Origin of the sequence: Streptococcus mitis SK575, assembly GCF_000257865.1 — a bacterium.
Lineage (GTDB): Bacteria > Bacillota > Bacilli > Lactobacillales > Streptococcaceae > Streptococcus > Streptococcus mitis_CQ.
Genome location: NZ_AICU01000055.1, coordinates 1 through 21,406, shown reverse-complemented (window position 1 = coordinate 21,406; position 21,406 = coordinate 1). Strand labels below are relative to the sequence as shown.

Sequence of the window (21,406 nt, the reverse complement as noted above, 5' to 3'; positions counted from 1 at the left end):
TGAGAGAAATCATGCTACTGCAACTATTTTCTTTATATTTCGAGAGTTTGATCTTGACCACCATCCTCGTCCTGATTTTTTTAGGGATTTGGATTGGACTAAGAGCCATGTCGGGAGTTGATAAGACAGCCAAGGCTCGCCAAGCCCATCTCTATGATATGATTATGATTGGAGTCTTGGTTGTTCCAGTATTATCCTTTGCGGTTATGAGTTTAATTCTTGTTTTCAAGGCATAATCCTTGCTTGATTGACAAAAAAGAGTTAGAATAAAGATAGTTACAACAAGAAAGAAGGAATCTATATGTACGATACTATTATTATCGGTGCTGGACCTGCAGGTATGACTGCAGCCTTGTATGCTGCTCGAAGCAATCTGAAAGTAGCTTTGATTGAAGGTGGTCTGCCAGGTGGTCAGATGAATAATACCTCTGATATCGAAAATTACCCAGGATACGCTAATATTAGTGGGCCAGAATTGGCAGAAAAGATGTTTGAACCGCTTGAAAATCTTGGTGTTGAGCACATTTATGGTTATGTTGAAAATGTCCAAGATCATGGTGATTTTAAGAAAGTGATTACTGATGGCCAAACATATGAAACTCGTACCGTTATCGTAGCGACTGGTTCTAAACACCGTCCTTTGGGAGTACCTGGAGAAGAAGAACTGAATAGTCGTGGTGTTTCATACTGTGCCGTGTGTGATGGTGCTTTCTTCCGTGACCAAGATTTGTTGGTAGTTGGTGGCGGAGATTCAGCTGTTGAAGAAGCCCTCTTCTTGACTCGCTTTGCTAAGACTGTTACCATTGTTCACCGCCGTGACCAACTTCGTGCCCAAAAGGTTTTACAAGATCGCGCCTTTGCGAATGAGAAAGTCAGCTTTATCTGGGATTCTGTAGTCAAGGAAATCAAGGGTGAAAACAGAGTAGAATCTGTCGTATTTGAAAATGTGAAAACAGGTCAAGTGACAGAACAAGCCTTCGGTGGCGTCTTTATCTATGTTGGTTTGGACCCTGTTAGCGATTTTGTTAAAGAATTGAATATTCAAGACCAAGCAGGCTGGGTTGTGACAGATAACCACATGAAAACTGCAGTTGATGGTATCTTTGCGGTTGGAGATGTTCGCTTGAAAGACCTTCGCCAAGTAACAACAGCAGTTGGAGATGGAGCTATCGCTGGTCAAGAAGCCTATAAATTTATCACAGAACATAGTTAATTATAAAAACGCATAGTATCAGATTTACAAAAAATTTGACACTATGCGTTTTATTGTGGGGAAAAATGAATTTCATTTTCTACTGAAATTGAGTTTTGCCAGCCTCTTATATTTTTAGAAAAATCCTTTAATCTTGCTAACGAGGCCATCTAGACCTTCTGAACCAGAAATCAACTGCTGAGCTTGAGAGAAGTATTCTCCAAGTTGTTCTTGATTTTCTGCAACGAATGTTTTAGCAGCTTCGAAATCTTTTGTTTCGATTAATTCTTTTACTTGGTTAAACAAATCTAATGGGTTCATCCTATTTCTCCTTTTATGTACTTAATTATTTAACCATCTTTATGATAAAAAATCAACAGTTGCTGCTTTTGGCTAGGACCTGTTTTTATCTACAAGTTCTCATAACTAAGATTCTAACTACCAAAACAAGGTGGACATAAAAATGTTCGGGTTTTTCTAGTGTATCCATGAAATAAAAACGGATACATGGTATAATAGAAATAGCTCTTTAATGGAGGTGTTTGAGTGGAAAATCTGAAGAAAATGGCAGGTATCAAGGCTGCTGAGTATGTCAAGGATGGCATGGTAGTCGGACTTGGAACGGGGTCTACTGCCTATTATTTCGTAGAAGAAATTGGTCGTCGTATCAAGGAAGAGGGGTTGCAGATTACAGCTGTAACGACTTCTAGTGTGACTAGTAAACAGGCTGAAGGGCTTAATATCCCGCTCAAGTCTATTGACCAAGTAGATGTTGTCGATGTGACGGTTGATGGAGCGGATGAAGTGGATAGCCAGTTTAACGGAATCAAAGGCGGTGGTGGTGCCCTTCTGATGGAAAAGGTTGTAGCAACACCCTCAAAAGAATATATTTGGGTAGTGGATGAAAGCAAGCTAGTCGAGAAATTGGGTGCTTTTAAATTGCCAGTAGAAGTGGTTCAGTATGGCGCAGAACAGGTCTTTCGTCGTTTTGAACGAGCTGGCTACAAACCAAGTTTCCGTGAAAAAGATAGCCAACGTTTTGTGACCGATATGCAGAACTTTATCATTGACCTTGCCTTGGATGTCATCGAAGATCCAATTGCCTTCGGACAAGAATTGGACCATGTCGTTGGTGTCGTGGAGCACGGCTTATTCAACCAAATGGTGGATAAGGTCATCGTTGCTGGACGAGATGGAGTTCAGATTTTAACTTCAAAAAAAGCAAAATAATCAAAATAATAAGGAGATACACTATGTCAAAATTTAATCGTATTCACTTGGTGGTACTAGATTCTGTAGGAATCGGTGCTGCACCAGATGCTAATAACTTTGTCAATGCAGGGGTTCCAGATGGAGCTTCTGACACACTGGGACACATTTCCAAATCAGTTGGTTTGAATGTGCCAAACATGGCTAAAATCGGTCTAGGAAATATTCCTCGAGAAACTCCTCTTAAGACTGTTCCAGCTGAAAGCAATCCAACAGGATATGCAACAAAATTGGAAGAAGTATCTCTTGGTAAGGATACGATGACTGGGCACTGGGAAATCATGGGCCTCAACATTACTGAGCCCTTCGATACTTTCTGGAACGGATTCCCAGAAGAAATCTTGACAAAAATCGAAGAATTTTCAGGACGAAAGGTCATTCGTGAAGCCAACAAACCTTACTCAGGTACAGCTGTTATCGATGACTTTGGACCACGTCAAATGGAAACTGGAGAGTTGATTATCTATACTTCAGCTGATCCTGTTTTGCAAATTGCTGCCCACGAAGACATCATTCCTTTGGACGAATTGTACCGTATCTGTGAATACGCTCGTTCGATTACCCTTGAGCGCCCTGCCCTTCTAGGTCGTATCATTGCCCGTCCATATGTTGGTGAGCCAGGTAACTTCACCCGTACAGCAAATCGTCGTGACTTGGCTGTATCCCCATTCGCACCGACTGTTTTGGATAAATTGAATGAAGCTGGTATCGATACTTACGCTGTTGGTAAAATCAATGATATCTTTAACGGTGCTGGTATCAACCATGACATGGGCCACAACAAGTCAAACAGCCATGGAATTGATACACTATTGAAGACCATGGGCCTTGCTGAATTTGAAAAAGGATTCTCATTCACAAACTTGGTTGACTTTGATGCCCTTTACGGCCACCGTCGTAATGCTCACGGCTACCGTGATTGCTTGCATGAGTTTGATGAACGCTTACCTGAAATTATCGCAGCCATGCGAGAGAACGACCTTCTCTTGATTACTGCTGACCATGGAAATGACCCAACTTACGCAGGAACAGACCACACTCGCGAATATATCCCACTTTTGGCTTACAGTCCTGCCTTTAAAGGAAACGGTTTGATTCCAGTTGGACATTTTGCAGACATCTCAGCGACAGTTGCGGATAACTTTGGTGTTGAAACTGCCATGATTGGGGAAAGTTTCTTAGATAAATTGGTATAAGATGACACGCTATGCTTTACTGGTAAGGGGCATTAATGTCGGTGGGAAAAATAAGGTTGTCATGGCGCAACTTCGTCAAGAACTGACAGAGTTGGGACTGGAAAAGCTTGAAACCTACATCAACAGTGGCAACATTTTCTTTACTTCGACAGCTCCCAAAGCCCAATTGGTTGAAAAGTTAGAGGCTTTCTTTGAAATCCATTATCCATTTATTCAGAGCTTTTCTTTGCTGAGTCAAGAAGACTATGAAGCAGAGCTGGAAAATCTGCCAGATTGGTGGACCAAAGATTTGGCACGAAAGGATGTCCTCTTTTACACGGAGAGCTTGGATGTGGATCAAGTCATCGAGAAAGTGAACAGTTTGGAACTGAAAGATGAAGTCGTTCATTTTGGAAGACTTGGGATTTTCTGGGGGAAATTATCTGAGGAATCCTACTACGAAACGGCCTATCACAAGTACTTACTTAAGATGCCTTTCTACCGCCAAATCACCATTCGCAATGCTAAAACTTTTGACAAAATCGGTCAAATGCTAAAAACTAAAAAAGGAGACACATAATGACATTTTTAGACAAAATCAATGAAACAGCTTCTTTCCTGAAAGAAATGGGAATCCAAGCACCTGAGTTTGGTCTAATCCTTGGATCAGGACTGGGAGAACTGGCAGAAGAAATCGAAAATCCAGTTGTAGTAGACTATGCTGAGATTCCAAACTGGGGCCGCTCTACAGTAGTTGGTCACGCTGGTAAATTAGTATATGGGGAACTTGCAGGTCGCAAGGTTTTGGCTCTTCAAGGTCGTTTCCATTTCTACGAAGGAAATCCTCTGGAAGTCGTGACTTTCCCAGTACGTGTCATGAAAGTGCTAGGATGTGAAGGTGTCATTGTAACTAATGCAGCTGGTGGTATTGGTTATGGTCCTGGTACCTTGATGGCTATCTCAGATCATATCAATATGACGGGGCAAAACCCATTGATGGGTGAAAACTTGGATGATTTTGGTCCACGTTTCCCAGATATGTCTAAGGCCTACACACCAGAATACCGTGCTACTGCCCATGAAGTGGCTAAAAAACTTGGTATCAAGCTTGATGAAGGTGTCTATATCGGTGTTACTGGTCCGACTTATGAAACCCCAGCAGAAATTCGTGCCTATAAGACATTGGGAGCAGATGCAGTCGGTATGTCTACGGTTCCTGAAGTTATTGTAGCAGCCCACTCAGGTTTGAAAGTTCTAGGAATTTCATGTATTACTAACTTTGCAGCTGGTTTCCAAGAAGAACTCAACCACGAAGAAGTTGTGGAAGTAACAGAACGTGTTAAAGGTGACTTCAAAGGCTTGCTGAAAGCAATTCTTGCTGAATTGTAAAAAAATTGGTGATGGCATTAGATTAGAAATGAAAGTTTCAGTTCTCATCACATTTAGTAGAGAAGATTGGGTTTGTTGTGATTAAAAAATGAACAAAAATCCAATCAACTACTATATTTTTAGCAAAAAGTTATCACATGCTTATTTATCAATTATTGGTAAATAGGGGAAAATAAAAGAAAGTTAGAAAAGAATGAAAATCGGTCAACGAATGATGCGTTTTGGCATAAAAAAATTAAGTATCGGAGTTGTATCTGTTGCAGTTGGTTTTGCTTTTTTAGCACCGACAGGAATTTCTGCCAATGAAGGAAGTCCAGTTGTGAAAAACGAAACTCCTCTAGTAGTAAATGCAACGGATAGTCCGACAAAACTAGAAAATACTGATAAAAAACAGGAAACGCCTCTTATAGAGGAAAGAGTAGCAGTTATCCAACCAGCTCCGGAAACAAAAGAAGTCCTTAAAAATCAGAAGGAAGAAGAAAAGCTGGAATCCCATAAAACAGAGCCTGCTCTAGTTCCTGAAGAAGTGAATAAAGAGGAAAATGTAAAGGATGAGTCTACAACTTCTCGTCCTGTGACAGCAGAAGATCTTTTGAAAATCTCAAAAGGAGAACTGCACTCAGAAAATGATTTGCTTGACAATTCTCTTTATGGTGAAAAAGTCCTTAATTTAGAAGGTGATGACGATCAGGATGGTATCAAAAATAAGGATGAGCTTTATGTTTATCGTAAAGATGGTAAGGACTATTTAGGATATAACAGTCATCCATTACTGGCAGACAGTGATGGAGACGGATTAGCAGATGGGGAAGATGATAATAAGAAACAATGGTATGTTACAGATCGAGATGCTCTTCTCTTTATGGAGTTATCCTATCGTGATGATGACTATATCGAAAAAATTCTAGATCATAAAAATCCATTTCCTAGTCTCTACTTGAATCGTCAAGAATATAAGATGATGCACAATGAGTTAGCCCCGTTTTGGAAGATGAAAAAAGCTTACCATACAGCTAGTGGTTTGGATGCTTATCTATTTGAAACTAAGAGTGATCTTCCTTATTTAAAAGACAATACTGTTCAAATGTTGGCTATACGTGGGACAAGACTGAATGATGCAAAAGATTTGAGAACGGACTTGACCTTGCTAGGAGGAAATAAACCTGCACAAGCGGATGATATCCGCAATGTGGTAAAAGAATTGGCGCAGGATTCCACTATAACCAATCTCTATATGACAGGCCATTCTTTAGGAGGCTATCTAGCTCAAATAGCAGCAGTTGAAGCTTATCAGAAATATCCTACTTTTTATAATAATGTTTTGAAAAAAGTGACAACATTTAATGCACCTAAGGTCATTACTTCAAGAACAATCTGGAATGCCAAAAATGGTTTCTGGGATGTAGGACTAGAAAGTCGGAAGCTTGCTGTAAATGGAAAAATTAAACATTATGTAGTGGATAACGACAATGTGGTTACATCTGTGCTACAAAATGATAGTGATGTTGTGACATCTACAGGAAGCGCCAATGTTAAACACCGTTCGCGTGGCTATTTTGAAAGTCGCATGAATGATATTTCAAACTTTAATATTGGAAAACGAACAACATTGGATAAGCAGGGTTACCGTGATCCAAAACTGGAAAAAATTTCTTTCTTTAAGAAACAACAAGTCCCTCTGTCATCTAGTCAACCAAGCGCTGAACCTCTTGAAAATATAGCTCTAGGGAAACGGGTTACCCAAAGTTCGACAGCTTTTGGAGGTGACGCTAGAAGGGCTGTAGATGGAAAAGTTGATGGGAATTATGCTCATCATTCTGTAACGCATACAGAGTTTCAATCTAAGCCTTGGTGGCAAGTTGATTTAGACAAGGAAGAAACGATTCGTCAAATCAATATCTATAATCGAACAGATACTGCTCAGGATAGGCTTACCAATTTTAATGTGATTCTTTTAGATAGTTCTGGGAAAGAAATTGACAGAAAGCGCATTGCATCTCTGAAAGATATCTCTGCACAAATTGCAATTGACTATAAAAAAGCTCGTTTTGTCCGTATTGAGTTAGATGGTTATAATGCTCTCAGTCTCGCAGAAGTTCAAGTTTTGCGTGCTGAGAATATCGCATGGAAAAAGCAAGCACGCCAAAGTTCTACCGAGTTTGGAGGAGATGCTAGTCGTGCTCTAGATGGAAATACTAATAGTAACTACAGCCAGCAATCAATTACTCATACAAAATTTGAAAACCAGCCTTGGTGGGAAGTTGATTTAGGTCGTACAGAACAGGTAGGACTTGTCCGTCTTTATAATCGTGGAGATGGCGAACTTTCCAAACGTTTGGCAGATTTTGATGTGATTTTATATGATGAAAAAGGGAAAGAAGTTACTAGAAAATATGTTTCTCGTTTAGAAGGGAATCGTCTAGATCTTCAGTTGGATGGCAAGTTGGGTCGCCGTGTCCGCATTCAACTACGTCAAAAAAATCAAGCTCTCAGTCTTGCTGAAGTAGAAGTATTTCGATTTATAGCTAAGAATGCTGTGACACCACCAACTTCTAAGCCAGTACAAGTGTTAAATTACACTCCTGTAAAAGATAAAACCCTAACTATTCAGCATAGTGGAGCTTACATTGCACGCTATTCTATAACTTGGGAAGAAGTTACAGTAGATAAAAATGGTCATTCAGTTGTTCGCAGTCATTCTTGGGAAGGAAATGGACGTAACCAGACTGCAGGTTTTGTACTCAACCTTCCAATTAAAGAAAATATGAGAAATCTGCGAATTAAGATCGAAAAGAGAACAGGTCTTATCTGGAATAGATGGCAAACAATCTATGACAACAGACCTCTTCTCGCCCAACCACATCGGAAAATCACTCATTGGGGTACGACATTGAATTCCAAGGTGAGTGACGATGATGTCTTGTAATCTGATGGTACAATGACAGTTAGTTTGTCTAGTTTATAAGAAAGTACTACCTGAGCTTGAATAGAACTCAGGTAGCTCTCTGTGAAAGAACAAAATGAATACTCAATGAAAATCAAAGAGCAAACTAGGAAACTAGCTGCAGGCTGCTCAAAGCACTGCTTTGAGGTTGTAGATATAACTGACGAAGTCAGCTCAAAACACTGTTTTGAGGTTGCAGATAGAGTTGACGTGGTTTGAAGAGATTTTCGAAGAGTATAAACAGAAAGGTAGAGCACGTGTTCTAATTTGAACACGAGTAGAAATTCGTACCTATAAGATGCTTGGAACAGATGTGGTCGGAATGTCAACTGCTCCTGAAGTTATTGTTGTAGCCTATTCAGGTTTGAAACTTCTAGGAATTTTATGTATTACTAACTACACTACTGGTTTCAAAGAAGAGCTTAACCACGAAGAGGTTATAGATGTGACTGAGTGTGTTAAAGGCTTACTTAAAGCCGTTTTTGCTGAATTATTACTATGTTAAAAGAATTGAGGAGTATTTTTCAGAAAATCCCTTATAATCTTAAATTATTCCTAGCAGTCATTTTGCAAGGAATAGTTTCAGGTTTATCTGGTATTTTTCTACATTATCTTTTAAAGATAATAGAGGGGATAGCTTTTGGTCAATCAGAGCATCAAACTGTATTCTTGACAGATGGAGTTTCCTCGCCGCGGATAGGATTAAGTTTAATAATCGTGGGTGTCAGCTCATCCTTGGTCTGGTATTTCTTGCAAAAAAAATCACAGATTTTTTCCATTAAAGCGCAGATGAAGGATGAGACTTCACAATACAAACTTCATTTTTTTAAACAGCTATTTCATTCAATTTGGCAGATTATTGCAGTTGGAGGGGGAGCACCTATTGGTAAAGAAGCTGCGCCACGAGAGATTGGAACTCTATTTGCAGGACCAATTGGAAAAATATGTTTTCTCTCTAAGAAGGATCAAATCTTTCTCCTTGCTTGTGGTGCTGGTGCTGGTTTAGCGGCTGTTTATCAGGTTCCATTAACAAGTGTCTTCTTTGTTTTTGAAACCCTAGGAATTGCTCTATCTATTAAACGATTTGTCTTAGTCGGTTTGACTACTTATGTCTCAACCTATATAGCTGGCTTGGTTATTTCAGATCAGGCTCTCTACCAGATTCCTGCTATCACATGGTCATTAAAGGAAATATGGATTATTCCTTTATTACTTCTTTTCTTAACCCCACTAGCTTGGCTTTTTGGTCGCTTAAGTAAGGCAGCGTCTTCAAACAGAATAAAAGATAAACGAATACTTCTAACATTGCCCTCAGCTTTTCTTTTTCTTGCTGGGTTGGCAAGTTATTTTCCACATCTACTTGGAAATGGACGTATGATGGCTCAGGAAGTATTGAATGGTAGCAATGGCAAAACAGTATTCCTCTTGTTTATCCTAAAAGCACTGGTCGTTCTTATTACTCTGTGGGCAGGGGCCTATGGTGGTACACTTACGCCATCTTTTGCCTTGGGGATGGCTGGAGCTGCTCTCTTTGGAATGATTCTAGGTGGGGATAGCCAGCCAAGCATTTTGCTTTTGGGATCGGTCTGCTTTTTGTCTGTGACCTTGAGGGCTCCCATTTCTGCAACCGGATTAGTTATAGGCTTCACTGGGATCGGTTTAGATTCTCTTCCGTATCTCTTAGTAACAGCTTTCCTAGCTTATGCTTTTGCAAAAATGTTAGACCGCTTTCCTTGGGCTAGCATACTGTGTCAGAAGTCAAAGAATAAAGTAATTAGGTAGGAAATACCCATTTCTTCTAGTCAATGATTTGATTTAAAAGATTAAAAAAACTCTCAATTTATTTATAACTGTTTTAAATAAAAATGAAGTAGACCTATTGGAATCTTGATTGAATCCGATTTTTCCTAGCTATAAAAATAAAAAAAAAGAAAGGTAGAGCGTGTGTTTTGATTTGAACCCGAGCGGAAAACTTTTCTAAAAACTCAGAAGAGAAGGGAAGTTCGGGTTTGAATTGAAGACAGGCTAATCTTCTCAATATCATCAAAATTAAGAAAGAAAGGAATTGAACCCACCCTAAAAGCAGTGGGAAAAAGATAGTTGGTCTAGCGAGCATCGCTCACTGCACCCAACTCCTATTTTCCCTTTGCTTTTTGACGGGTTTGGTATCTTTCTCAATATAAAATAAAGAAAGGTAGAGCGTGTGTTTTGATTTGAACACGAGCGGAAAACTTGGAAAATAGATAATCTGACTGAGAAATCAGGATTTCTCGTCAGATTCCTAATTTTCAGTCGTTTTCTTGTCGCTCTTTGTATCATAAATTATGTCTATCCATATTGCTGCTCAGCAGGGTGAAATTGCTGATAAAATTCTTCTTCCTGGGGATCCTCTTCGTGCTAAGTTTATTGCGGAGAATTTCCTTGAAGATGCTGTTTGTTTTAACGAAGTACGTAACATGTTTGGTTACACTGGTACTTACAAGGGCCACCGTGTATCTGTCATGGGAACTGGGATGGGAATGCCATCCATTTCGATTTATGCGCGTGAGTTGATTGTTGACTATGGTGTGAAAAAATTGATCCGTGTGGGAACTGCAGGTTCTTTGAATGAAGACGTTCACGTTCGTGAATTGGTTTTGGCGCAGGCAGCGGCAACCAACTCAAACATCGTCCGCAATGACTGGCCACAGTACGATTTTCCACAAATCGCTAGCTTTGATTTGTTGGATAAGGCCTACCATATCGCTAAAGAACTCGGTATGACCACCCACGTTGGGAACGTTTTGTCTTCTGATGTCTTTTATTCAAACTACTTTGAAAAGAACATCGAACTTGGTAAATGGGGAGTCAAGGCTGTGGAAATGGAAGCAGCAGCCCTTTACTATCTGGCAGCCCAACACCATGTTGACGCGCTAGCTATTATGACTATTTCTGATAGTTTGGTCAATCCAGACGAAGACACTACCGCAGAAGAACGCCAAAATACCTTCACCGATATGATGAAGGTTGGTTTGGAAACCTTGATTGCAGAATAATTATAGCCAAAAAGGAAGTCCTTCTTTATGAATTGGAGGACTTCCTTTTCTTATCTAGAAATTGGTCTATCTCTTTTTGTGATCTAAGGATGACCACTTTATATGGATAGTTTTTTTGAATCCACTTGTAGCGTTCCTTAGCGGATTTGCTCCGTCCGTCCCAAAGAATCCATCTGATAAACTCCCAATTAAATTGTTCTTGACAACCAGCTGCCATACTTTCTCTGACCTTGCCTCGGTATTTGAGATAACGTTTAAAGGCTCTAAAGAGACAGGTCAATGGCGAAAAATTAAGAAAGATGATTTGGTCAGCTTCCTGCATTCTTTCTTCGTAATAGCACCAAGAATAATTCCCATCGATGACCCAAGCTTCATGCTTGGTGAGAAATTTTTTCATCTCATCCAACATCCATTCACGGTCACTGTCTTGCCAACCGGGTTGAAATTGGAGTGTGTCCATGTGAAGTTTTGGGATGGAGTAGTAGTTAGATAATTTTTCTGCTAGAGTTGACTTACCAGCACCAGAATATCCGATAATTGCGATTTTCATTTTCTACCTTTTCCAATTTGGAGACAAAAAAACAGCCTCTATGGACTGTTTCTTATTTAGCAAGTTTAGCTGAAAGACGAGCTTTGTCGCGGCTTGCTTTGTTTTTGTGAATCAAACCTTTAGTTTCTGCTTTATCGATAGCTGAGCTAGCAGCACGGAAAAGTTCTTCAGATGGGTTTGCTTCGAAAGCTTTGATAGCAGTACGCATAGCTGATTTTTGAGCTGAGTTCTTTTCGTTTTGTTTAACGTTCAATTCAGCGCGTTTGATAGCTGATTTAATGTTTGCCAATGTTCTTACCTCCATATTTACTAACTATACCATTATATCTGAAAACTTACGTTTTGACAAGGGAAAATTATTTTTTTAAGTAAATTTCATCGATTTCATGGTTCTTTGTTTTATGAAGAATCACTTCCGCACGATTTCTAGTTGGTTCAATATAGTTTTGTAGATTTGTGAGATTGATACTAGTCCAGACCTGATGGGCAAAGGATTCCACTTCCCCAATCGGCATTTGTGTAAAACGATAATAGTAGCTATCAGGGTCGTTTTGGGCTAGGCTCAGCATCTTCAAGAAACGGTCCAGATACCAACTCTCGATGTCATCAACTGCAGCATCAACATAGATGGAAAAGTCAAAGAAGTCAGTAATGTAGAGACGCTCGTTTTGTGGATTTTGAAAGACATTTATTCCTTCAACAATGACAAAATCAGCAGCTTTGACGCTTTGCTTTTCCTCAGGTACGATGTCGTAGACTTCATGAGAATAGACAGGAATATCTACATCTTGTCCATTTTTGATGTGGTCCAGGAAGTTGAGAAGAGATTCCATATCATAGCTTTCAGGAAATCCCTTGCGATTTAAAATCCCTTGTTCAATCAAGGTCTGGTTGGGATAGAGAAAGCCGTCAGTTGTTACCAACTCAACCCTAGCATCTGTAAGTGTACGGGACAGTAGGATTTGAAGTAGGCGACTGGTTGTGGATTTTCCAACGGCAACACTCCCAGAAACCCCAATGATAAAAGGTTGGGATTTGCTTTCACGTTGAAGGAAAATCCCTTTTGAAAAGGCCAAATCATCCTTGGTACGCTTGTAAATCTGGATGAGATGGGCTAGGGGGAGATAGACATCGGTAACATCCTGCAAGCTAATCTGGTCATTAAAACTCTTGATGGATTCTAATTCCTCTTCTGTCAAAGGAGGTGTTGTCTTTCGATGTAAAGATTGCCAAGTCTGGCGGCTGATTTTTTCAAAATGTAAAAATTCGTTGGTCATTTGTTTTCCCCTAGATATTTTGTCTATCATACCATAAAAAGCTAAAAAAATAAAGCGGTTTCTTGATGATAGTATGTCAATATCGTATAATAGAGGTGGATAGAGGTTGACCAATTTATTGATGAAGTAGGAGCTACTTTCTCCTGATTTATAAGCTTATAAAGGGGGCTTTTTAGTTCACAACTTATAGGAGGTGTACTATGAGAATCTTAAAACGTTACATATTGGAACTCTGTTTTATTTTAAGTTTTGCACTACCTTTTTTAAAAGGAGCCAATGCGGATAATGGTAGACGCTTTGTGGAAACCTATTACGGTTTTACTTTTTTGATGGAACATGCCATTGTAACAGCTATCTTTATCTGCTCGCTCTTGATTGCTTGCCTACTAAAAAAACGGTGGACGAAATGGCTAGTTGCTGGAAGTTATCTATTTTTGATTTTGTGGATTGCTACAGAGGGTTATTTCTTCCGCATGTCGCTAGAAGATTTGATACGCCTTTGGACAAGTTTGGAAATCCTGACACAAACTTATCAGTTGGGCTTTTATCTAAACATCTTATTGGGAATCCTGTTGATGATTAAGCATTTGAAGGTTAAGTAATAGTAATCAAAATTCTTCTGATGATAGACAATAAATTTGTTGTTTTATCCTGACTGTGATACCTTATAGCTCCCAATGACTTGTCATTCGTTTCCAATAATTGAAAGAGATTGAAGAAAATGTTTTACTTACTAGCTTTCTTCAGTCTTTTTCGTTTTATTATCAAATTGTAAACGATTTACAATTTAAGTCAAATTATGGTAAAATAGTTTCATGAGTAAAATGTATTATGCAGAAAATCCTGACGCTGCTCACGACATTCATGAGTTGCGAGTAGAATTGTTGGGACAAAAAATGGCCTTTTTAACGGATGCGGGTGTTTTTAGTAAGAAAATGGTTGATTTTGGAAGTCAACTCTTGCTCAAGTGTCTTGAGGTCAACCAAGGAGAAACTGTCCTTGATGTAGGCTGTGGTTACGGACCTTTGGGCTTGTCCTTAGCTAAGGCATATGGAGTTCAGGCGACTATGGTCGATATTAATAATCGTGCCTTGGATTTGGCGCGACAAAATGCTGAACGAAATAAAGTAGAAGCGACGATTTTCCAGTCCAACATCTATGAACAAGTTGAAGGCACATTTGACCATGTCATTTCCAATCCTCCTATCCGTGCGGGCAAGCAAGTAGTTCATGAAATCATTGAGAAAAGTAAAGATTTCTTGGAAACTGGTGGGGATTTAACAATTGTTATCCAGAAAAAACAAGGGGCTCCAAGCGCCAAGTCAAAGATGGAGGAAGTGTTTGACAATTGTGAAATCGTCAAAAAAGATAAGGGATACTATATCCTTAGAAGTGTGAAAGAATGAGAACAGTTGATTTAATCCAAAAGAAACGAGACGGTCAAGAACTGACTTCGAGTGAAATTGAATGGCTGGTAGAAGGCTATGTGTCAGGAACTGTTCCTGATTATCAGATGTCTGCCTTTGCTATGGCTGTTTATTTTAAAGGAATGACGACACGAGAAATCTCTGACCTAACTATGAAAATGGTTCAGACAGGCCAAGAGTTTGATTTATCAGCTATTGATGGGGTTAAGGTTGACAAGCATTCTACGGGTGGTGTTGGTGATAAGGTGACCTTGATTTTAGCTCCTCTTGTTGCTAGCTTCGGTGTACCTGTGGCAAAAATGAGTGGTCGTGGTCTCGGCCATACAGGCGGAACAATTGATAAATTGGAGTCCATTAAGGGCTATCAAGTGGAACGCAGTCAAGAAGATTTCATTCGTCAAGTTCAGGATATTGGTGTATCTGTCATTGGGCAATCAGACCAACTGGTTAAAGCTGACAAGCTTCTCTACGCCCTACGTGATGTGACCGCAACTGTCGACACGATTCCTTTGATTGCGAGTTCGGTGATGAGCAAGAAAATTGCGGCAGGGGCAGATGCTATTTTGCTAGACGTGACTGTCGGTGAGGGTGCCTTCATGAAGACGGTTGATGAGGCGCGTGAGCTGGCTCAAACTATGGTGGAACTTGGTAAGGCAGTTGGTCGGAAGACGGTAGCAGTGATTACGGATATGAGTCAGCCTTTGGGACAAGCGATTGGAAATCGTCTGGAAATCCTTGAAGCATTGGAGATTTTACAAGGTCAAGGCCGTCAGGATATTACTCACTTCATCTGTGAATTGGCTCAAATTATGCTTGGTTTAGCAAATGTAAACAAGACAGTTGAAGAAGTTCGCCAACATCTTGAAAATGGTCAAGCGCTGGCTAAGTTTGAGGAGATGGTCCAAGCCCAAGGTGGAGACTTGGAAGATCTCTATCGTCCTGTAAATGTAGCCCATGTGGTGGAAATCCCTGCTCAGGAAACGGGTGTCATTTCAGCTCTTCCAGCAATGGAATTTGGGCTTTATGCTATGAGACTGGGGGCAGGCCGTGCAGTCAAGTCTGATGCCTTGGACTATGAAACAGGAATTGTTTTTGAAAAGAAGGTTGGAGATTCTGTTCAAAAGGGAGAAATTGTTGCAAAAGTATACACAAATGGAAAAATTTCTCCTCAGCTAGTTACAGATTTTCAAAAATATGTTAAAATAAATGATAGGGTGCAAAGTTTACGAGAAATTATAGAAATTATCTCATAAACCGCAGGGGAATCCGAATATGAAATTAAATAAATATATCGATCATACGCTTTTAAAGCAAGATGCAACAGAAAATCAAATTGATAGTTTGTTGTCTGAGGCTAGAGAGTATGATTTTGCCAGTGTTTGCGTTAATCCGACCTGGGTTGAACATGCTAAAAAAGGGCTTGAAGGCACAGATGTCAAGGTCTGCACAGTAGTAGGTTTCCCTTTGGGGGCAACAACTTCAGTCGTGAAAGTTTTTGAAACAAAAGAAGCTATTCAAAATGGTGCAGATGAGATTGATATGGTGATCAATGTTGGGGCTCTCAAATCAGGTAATCTTGATTTGGTTGAATCGGACATCCGTGCTGTTGTAGAAGCAAGTGGTGACAAGTTAGTGAAAGTCATTATTGAAGCTTGCCTTCTGACAGACCAAGAAAAAGTTGTGGCTTGCCAATTAGCTCAAAAAGCTGGAGCTGACTTCGTAAAAACTTCAACTGGCTTTTCAACTGGTGGCGCTACGGTAGCAGATGTTAAATTAATGCGTGAAACAGTTGGACCTGATATGGGTGTCAAGGCTGCTGGTGGAGCTCGTTCTTATGCAGATGCTCTTGCCTTTGTGGAAGCAGGTGCGACCCGTATTGGGACGTCAGCTGGGGTAGCCATTTTAAAAGGAGAATTGGCAGATGGCGACTACTGAGTTGATTGAACTGGCAATTGAAACCAGTAAACATGCCTATGTCCCCTATTCTCACTTTCCTATCGGAGCAGTTTTAGTAGCCAAAGACGGAAGTGTTTACACGGGAGTGAATATCGAAAATGCTAGCTATCCTTTGACCAATTGCGGTGAGAGAACAGCCATTTTTAAGGCTATATCTGAAGGACAAAGAGAATTTTCAGAATTGATTGTCTATGGACAGACTGAAAAACCAATCTCACCATGTGGTGCTTGTCGCCAAGTAATGGTCGAATTTTTTGAACAAGATCTAAAAGTGACCTTAGTCGCAAAAGATAAATCGACGGTCGAGATGACGGTCGGGGAATTACTTCCATACTCTTTTACAGACTTAAACTAGTCTGAGTCGCTCTCTGAGTGGCACGGTCCTTGTGGCCAACCAATCCATACTTGCAACATCGTTGCACATCTTATTTAGGAGGTTCAGTAATGAACAAGAAACAATGGCTAGGCCTTGGTCTAGTTGCAGTGGCAGCAGTTGGACTTGCTGCATGTGGTAACCGCTCTTCTCGTAAGGCAGCTTCATCTTCTGATGTGAAGACAAAAGCAGCAATCGTCACTGATACTGGTGGTGTTGATGATAAATCATTCAACCAATCAGCTTGGGAAGGTTTGCAGGCTTGGGGTAAAGAACACAATCTTTCAAAAGATAACGGTTTCACTTACTTCCAATCAACAAGTGAAGCTGACTACGCTAACAACTTGCAACAAGCGGCTGGAAGTTACAACCTAATCTTCGGTGTTGGTTTTGCCCTTCACAATGCGGTTGAAGAAGCAGCTAAAGAACATTCTGACTTGAACTATGTCTTGATTGATGATGTGATTAAAGATAAAAAGAATGTTGCTAGTGTAACTTTCGCTGATAATGAGTCAGGTTACCTCGCAGGTGTTGCAGCAGCTAAAACAACTAAGACAAAACAAGTTGGTTTTGTAGGTGGGCAGGAATCAGAAGTTATCTCTCGTTTTGAAGCAGGATTCAAGGCTGGTGTTGCCTCAGTAGACCCATCTATCAAAGTACAAGTTGACTACGCTGGTTCATTTGGTGATGCTGCTAAAGGTAAAACAATTGCAGCCGCACAATACGCAGCTGGTGCAGATATTGTTTACCAAGTAGCTGGTGGTACAGGTGCAGGTGTCTTTGCAGAAGCAAAATCACTTAACGAAAGCCGTCCTGAAAATGAAAAAGTTTGGGTTATCGGTGTTGACCGTGACCAAGAAGCAGAAGGTAAATACACTTCTAAAGATGGTAAAGAATCAAACTTTGTTCTTGTATCTACTTTGAAACAAGTTGGTACAACTGTAAAAGATATTTCTAACAAGGCAGAAAAAGGTGAATTCCCTGGTGGTCAAGTAATCGTTTACTCATTGAAAGATAAAGGGGTTGACTTGGCAGTAACAAATCTTTCAGAAGAAGGTAAAAAAGCTGTCGAAGATGCTAAAGCTAAAATCCTTGATGGAAGCGTAAAAGTTCCTGCAAAATAATGGATGGAAGTCATTTCTTAGGAAGCGGCCCTCGGCCGCTTTTTAAGAGTTGAGACAAAGTCATTTTGTCTCAGTAAAGCTTGCTACTAGACAAACTAGCAAGTTTTATTGAAATAAAATAAGACTCTGAAAGGAAGAGCACATGGCACACGAAAATGTCATTGAGATGCGTGATATTACCAAGGTGTTTGGTGAATTTGTTGCCAACGACAAAATCAACCTGCACCTACGAAAAGGTGAAATTCATGCACTTTTAGGAGAAAATGGGGCTGGTAAGTCCACGCTCATGAACATGTTAGCAGGCCTTCTTGAACCAACTAGTGGTGAAATCGCGGTCAACGGTCAAGTTGTCAACCTCGACTCCCCATCTAAAGCAGCTGGCTTGGGAATCGGAATGGTTCACCAGCACTTTATGTTGGTAGAAGCCTTCACAGTGGCTGAAAACATCATTTTAGGTAGTGAATTGACTAAAAATGGTGTGCTAGATATCGCTGGAGCTAGCAAAGAAATCAAGGCTCTTTCTGAACGTTATGGCTTAGCTGTTGATCCTTCTGCCAAGGTAGCAGACATCTCAGTTGGAGCCCAACAACGTGTAGAAATTTTAAAAACCCTTTATCGGGGGGCTGATATCCTTATCTTTGACGAACCAACGGCTGTTTTGACTCCATCAGAAATTGAGGAGTTGATGGCTATTATGAAAAATCTTGTCAAAGAAGGAAAATCAATTATCTTGATTACTCACAAGTTGGACGAGATTCGCGCAGTTTCTGACCGCGTTACAGTTATCCGTCGTGGGAAATCAATTGAAACCGTCAAAATTGCAGGAGCTACCAATGCTGATTTGGCAGAAATGATGGTAGGTCGTTCTGTTTCCTTTAAAACAGAGAAGCAAGCCTCTCAACCAAAAGAAGTGGTCTTGTCTATTAAAGACTTGATGGTCAATGAAAACCGCGGTGTCCCAGCTGTTAAGAATCTGTCCTTGGATGTTCGTGCTGGAGAGATTGTTGGTATTGCGGGGATTGATGGAAATGGTCAGTCTGAACTGATTCAAGCCATTACAGGTCTTCGCAAGGTTGAATCTGGTAGCATTGAGCTAAAAGGAAATTCAATTGTAGGCTTGCATCCACGACAAATTACAGAACAAAGTGTTGGGCACGTTCCAGAAGACCGTCACCGTGATGGTTTGATTTTGGAAATGATGATTTCTGAAAATATTGCCCTTCAAACCTACTATAAAGAACCACATAGTAAAAATGGAATTTTGAACTATTCAAATATTACTTCTTATGCTAAAAAGCTGATGGAAGAGTTTGATGTTCGTGCTGCAAGTGAATTTGTTCCTGCAGCGGCACTCTCAGGAGGAAATCAACAAAAAGCAATTATTGCTCGTGAAATTGATCGAGATCCTGATCTCCTTATCGTCAGCCAGCCAACTCGTGGGTTGGATGTCGGTGCCATTGAGTATATCCACAAACGCTTGATTGAAGAGCGTGATAATGGCAAGGCTGTCCTTGTTGTCAGCTTTGAATTGGATGAGATTTTAAACGTCTCAGACCGTATTGCCGTTATCCACGATGGTAAGATTCAAGGTATTGTATCACCAGAAACAACAAATAAACAAGAACTTGGTGTCTTAATGGCTGGTGGAAACTTGGGAAAGGAGAAGAGTGATGTCTAAAAAATTACAACAAATTTCGGTTCCCTTGATTTCTGTTTTCCTAGGAATTTTACTCGGGGCCATTGTCATGTGGATCTTCGGTTATGATGCTATTTGGGGCTACGAAGAATTGTTCTATACAGCCTTTGGTAGCCTGCGTGGAATTGGAGAAATCTTCCGTGCTATGGGGCCTTTGGTCTTGATTGGTCTTGGTTTTGCCGTTGCCAGTCGTGCAGGTTTCTTTAACGTCGGGCTTCCTGGTCAGGCTTTGGCAGGTTGGATTCTCAGTGGTTGGTTTGCCCTGTCGCATCCAGATATGCCACGTCCCTTGATGATTCTAGCAACCATCGTGATTGCCTTGATTGCTGGTGGTATTGTTGGAGCGATTCCGGGTATTCTTAGAGCCTATCTAGGGACGTCAGAGGTTATCGTAACCATCATGATGAACTACATTGTCTTGTATGTAGGGAATGCCTTTATCCATGCTTTTCCTAAAGACTTCATGCAAAGTACAGATTCGACCATTCGTGTTGGGACTAATGCAACCTATCAGACACCTTGGTTAGCTGAGTTGACTGGTAACTCACGGATGAATATCGGTATTTTCTTTGCCATCATTGCCGTTGCAGTTATTTGGTTTATGCTCAAGAAAACAACTCTTGGTTTTGAAATCCGTGCGGTTGGTCTCAATCCACATGCTTCAGAATACGCTGGTATTTCTGCTAAACGAACGATTATCCTATCAATGATTATATCAGGTGCCTTGGCTGGTCTTGGTGGAGCTGTTGAAGGACTTGGAACCTTCCAGAACGTCTATGTTCAAGGGGCATCTTTAGCTGTCGGATTTAACGGGATGGCGGTTAGTCTGCTTGCCGCCAACTCACCAATTGGTATTCTCTTTGCAGCCTTCCTATTTGGTGTTCTCCAAGTTGGAGCTCCTGGTATGAATGCGGCGCAGGTACCGTCTGAGCTTGTCAGCATTGTAACAGCTTCTATTATCTTCTTTGTCAGTGTTCATTATCTTATCGAACGCTTTGTCAAACCGAAAAAACAAGTTAAAGGAGGTAAGTAAAGATGTCTATTACAACCTTGCTCACCCTCTTGGTGTCTTCTATGCTGATTTACTCAGCTCCCCTCATCTTTACAAGTATTGGTGGTGTTTTCTCTGAACGTGGTGGTGTGGTAAACGTCGGCCTTGAAGGAATTATGGTTATGGGTGCCTTTTCTGGAGTTGTCTTTAACCTTGAATTTGCAGAACAATTTGGAGCAGCAACTCCATGGCTATCCTTGCTTGTAGCAGGATTGGTTGGAGGTATCTTCTCCATCATCCACGCAGCAGCGACGGTTCATTTCCGTGCAGACCATGTTGTCAGCGGTACGGTATTGAACTTGATGGCACCAGCCTTGGCTGTTTTCTTGGTGAAAGTTCTTTATAACAAAGGTCAAACCGACAACCTAAGTCAGACTTTTGGACGCTTTGACTTCCCAGTCTTAGCTAATATCCCAGTGATTGGTGATATCTTCTTCAAATCAACAAGTCTGCTAGGTTATATCGCGATTGCCTTCTCATTCCTTGCTTGGTTTATCCTTTTCAAGACCCGCTTTGGTCTTCGTCTCCGCTCTGTAGGTGAACATCCGCAAGCGGCGGATACTTTGGGAATCAATGTCTACAAGATGAGATATCTAGGAGTTATCATTTCAGGTTTCTTGGGTGGAATTGGGGGAGCGATTTATGCTCAATCAATCTCAGTTAACTTCTCAGTGACAACTATTGTTGGACCTGGATTTATTGCTCTTGCTGCGATGATCTTTGGGAAATGGAATCCAATCGGAGCCATGCTTTCTAGTCTCTTCTTTGGACTTTCACAAAGTTTGGCTGTTATCGGTTCTCAATTGCCGTTCCTACAAGGTGTGCCAACAGTTTATCTTCAAATCGCACCTTATGTTTTGACAATTCTTGTCTTGGCAGCCTTCTTTGGAAAAGCAGTCGCACCAAAAGCAGATGGTATCAACTATATCAAATCAAAATAAGCATACA

22 protein-coding genes and 1 pseudogene are annotated in these 21,406 nt (G+C 40.6%); 19 read left to right on the top strand and 4 right to left on the bottom strand.

The genetic code is table 11. From position 1 onward, the window contains the following. The first annotated feature begins 11 nt into the window (after positions 1–11). A complete protein-coding gene (locus HMPREF1048_RS07120) occupies positions 12–236 on the top strand; it encodes a DUF4059 family protein (RefSeq protein ID WP_000926599.1) in 225 nt (74 codons plus the stop codon). Positions 237–301: 65 nt separating this feature from the next. Beyond that, positions 302–1,213, top strand: a complete 912-nt coding sequence (trxB, locus tag HMPREF1048_RS07115; RefSeq protein ID WP_000272322.1) for a thioredoxin-disulfide reductase — start codon at positions 302–304, stop codon at positions 1,211–1,213. Between the two features lie 114 nt (positions 1,214–1,327). Here trxB and HMPREF1048_RS07110 read toward each other — a convergent pair whose 3' ends face one another. Next, positions 1,328–1,513, bottom strand: a complete 186-nt coding sequence (locus tag HMPREF1048_RS07110; RefSeq protein WP_001068559.1) for a hypothetical protein — start codon at positions 1,511–1,513, stop codon at positions 1,328–1,330. Between the two features lie 225 nt (positions 1,514–1,738). Here HMPREF1048_RS07110 and rpiA point away from each other — a divergent pair, with 225 nt between their 5' ends. From rpiA to deoD, 8 genes and pseudogenes are all read left to right on the top strand, one after another. Then, complete coding sequence (gene rpiA / locus HMPREF1048_RS07105; protein ID WP_000429304.1) at positions 1,739–2,422, top strand: ribose-5-phosphate isomerase RpiA; 684 nt, start codon at positions 1,739–1,741, stop codon at positions 2,420–2,422. A gap of 23 nt (positions 2,423–2,445) precedes the next feature. After that, entirely contained in the window at positions 2,446–3,657 is a 1,212-nt protein-coding gene (locus HMPREF1048_RS07100) for a phosphopentomutase (RefSeq protein ID WP_000033094.1), read from the top strand. 1 nt (position 3,658) lies between these two features. After that, the gene (locus tag HMPREF1048_RS07095) at positions 3,659–4,216 is read left to right on the top strand and encodes a DUF1697 domain-containing protein (protein ID WP_000199119.1); all 558 of its coding nucleotides are present in this window, start codon (positions 3,659–3,661) and stop codon (positions 4,214–4,216) included. Continuing rightward, a complete protein-coding gene (locus HMPREF1048_RS07090; RefSeq protein WP_000143376.1) occupies positions 4,216–5,025 on the top strand; it encodes a purine-nucleoside phosphorylase in 810 nt (269 codons plus the stop codon). Before HMPREF1048_RS07095 ends, HMPREF1048_RS07090 begins: the two co-directional genes overlap by 1 nt. Before the next feature lie 193 nt (positions 5,026–5,218). Then, the gene (locus tag HMPREF1048_RS13630; RefSeq protein WP_000690152.1) at positions 5,219–7,951 is read left to right on the top strand and encodes a galactose-binding domain-containing protein; all 2,733 of its coding nucleotides are present in this window, start codon (positions 5,219–5,221) and stop codon (positions 7,949–7,951) included. Between the two features lie 289 nt (positions 7,952–8,240). After that, positions 8,241–8,474, top strand: a pseudogene (locus HMPREF1048_RS07080) (phosphorylase family protein); the annotation flags it as partial. Further along, the gene (locus HMPREF1048_RS07075) at positions 8,468–9,751 is read left to right on the top strand and encodes a chloride channel protein (protein WP_000910661.1); all 1,284 of its coding nucleotides are present in this window, start codon (positions 8,468–8,470) and stop codon (positions 9,749–9,751) included. The pseudogene HMPREF1048_RS07080 and the gene HMPREF1048_RS07075, both read left to right, overlap by 7 nt. 542 nt (positions 9,752–10,293) lie before the next feature. Then, the gene (deoD, locus tag HMPREF1048_RS07070) at positions 10,294–11,004 is read left to right on the top strand and encodes a purine-nucleoside phosphorylase (protein WP_000022097.1); all 711 of its coding nucleotides are present in this window, start codon (positions 10,294–10,296) and stop codon (positions 11,002–11,004) included. 25 nt (positions 11,005–11,029) lie between these two features. Here deoD and HMPREF1048_RS07065 read toward each other — a convergent pair whose 3' ends face one another. From HMPREF1048_RS07065 to coaA, 3 genes are all read right to left on the bottom strand, one after another. Continuing rightward, on the bottom strand, positions 11,030–11,554 hold the full coding sequence (locus HMPREF1048_RS07065; RefSeq protein WP_000684207.1) for a DNA topology modulation protein: 525 nt from the start codon (positions 11,552–11,554) through the stop codon (positions 11,030–11,032). Between the two features lie 52 nt (positions 11,555–11,606). Beyond that, entirely contained in the window at positions 11,607–11,843 is a 237-nt protein-coding gene (rpsT, locus tag HMPREF1048_RS07060; protein ID WP_001274000.1) for a 30S ribosomal protein S20, read from the bottom strand. Positions 11,844–11,910: 67 nt separating this feature from the next. Next, positions 11,911–12,831 carry a type I pantothenate kinase gene (gene coaA, locus HMPREF1048_RS07055; protein WP_000180511.1) on the bottom strand — a complete coding sequence of 307 codons (921 nt, stop codon included), beginning with the start codon at positions 12,829–12,831 and terminating at the stop codon, positions 11,911–11,913. A 200-nt stretch (positions 12,832–13,031) separates the two neighbouring features. On the opposite strand from coaA, the gene HMPREF1048_RS07050 reads away from it, so the two are divergent. The 9 genes from HMPREF1048_RS07050 (at position 13,032) to HMPREF1048_RS07010 (ending at position 21,399) form a co-directional block, all read left to right on the top strand. Beyond that, entirely contained in the window at positions 13,032–13,433 is a 402-nt protein-coding gene (locus tag HMPREF1048_RS07050) for a hypothetical protein (RefSeq protein WP_001221422.1), read from the top strand. A 213-nt stretch (positions 13,434–13,646) separates the two neighbouring features. Continuing rightward, positions 13,647–14,237, top strand: a complete 591-nt coding sequence (locus HMPREF1048_RS07045; RefSeq protein ID WP_080568541.1) for a class I SAM-dependent methyltransferase — start codon at positions 13,647–13,649, stop codon at positions 14,235–14,237. Continuing rightward, the gene (locus tag HMPREF1048_RS07040; RefSeq protein ID WP_001261066.1) at positions 14,234–15,511 is read left to right on the top strand and encodes a pyrimidine-nucleoside phosphorylase; all 1,278 of its coding nucleotides are present in this window, start codon (positions 14,234–14,236) and stop codon (positions 15,509–15,511) included. Before HMPREF1048_RS07045 ends, HMPREF1048_RS07040 begins: the two co-directional genes overlap by 4 nt. A gap of 19 nt (positions 15,512–15,530) precedes the next feature. After that, positions 15,531–16,193 (top strand): deoxyribose-phosphate aldolase, encoded by a 663-nt coding sequence (deoC, locus tag HMPREF1048_RS07035; protein ID WP_000773718.1) that lies wholly within the window; start codon positions 15,531–15,533, stop codon positions 16,191–16,193. After that, entirely contained in the window at positions 16,180–16,569 is a 390-nt protein-coding gene (locus tag HMPREF1048_RS07030) for a cytidine deaminase (RefSeq protein WP_000246088.1), read from the top strand. Before deoC ends, HMPREF1048_RS07030 begins: the two co-directional genes overlap by 14 nt. 89 nt (positions 16,570–16,658) lie before the next feature. Continuing rightward, the gene (locus HMPREF1048_RS07025) at positions 16,659–17,711 is read left to right on the top strand and encodes a BMP family lipoprotein (RefSeq protein WP_001036120.1); all 1,053 of its coding nucleotides are present in this window, start codon (positions 16,659–16,661) and stop codon (positions 17,709–17,711) included. A 142-nt stretch (positions 17,712–17,853) separates the two neighbouring features. Further along, on the top strand, positions 17,854–19,389 hold the full coding sequence (locus tag HMPREF1048_RS07020) for an ABC transporter ATP-binding protein (RefSeq protein WP_000929813.1): 1,536 nt from the start codon (positions 17,854–17,856) through the stop codon (positions 19,387–19,389). Next, positions 19,382–20,440, top strand: a complete 1,059-nt coding sequence (locus HMPREF1048_RS07015; protein WP_000038673.1) for an ABC transporter permease — start codon at positions 19,382–19,384, stop codon at positions 20,438–20,440. Before HMPREF1048_RS07020 ends, HMPREF1048_RS07015 begins: the two co-directional genes overlap by 8 nt. A gap of 2 nt (positions 20,441–20,442) precedes the next feature. Continuing rightward, the gene (locus HMPREF1048_RS07010) at positions 20,443–21,399 is read left to right on the top strand and encodes an ABC transporter permease (RefSeq protein WP_000029120.1); all 957 of its coding nucleotides are present in this window, start codon (positions 20,443–20,445) and stop codon (positions 21,397–21,399) included. The last annotated feature ends 7 nt before the right edge of the window (positions 21,400–21,406 follow it).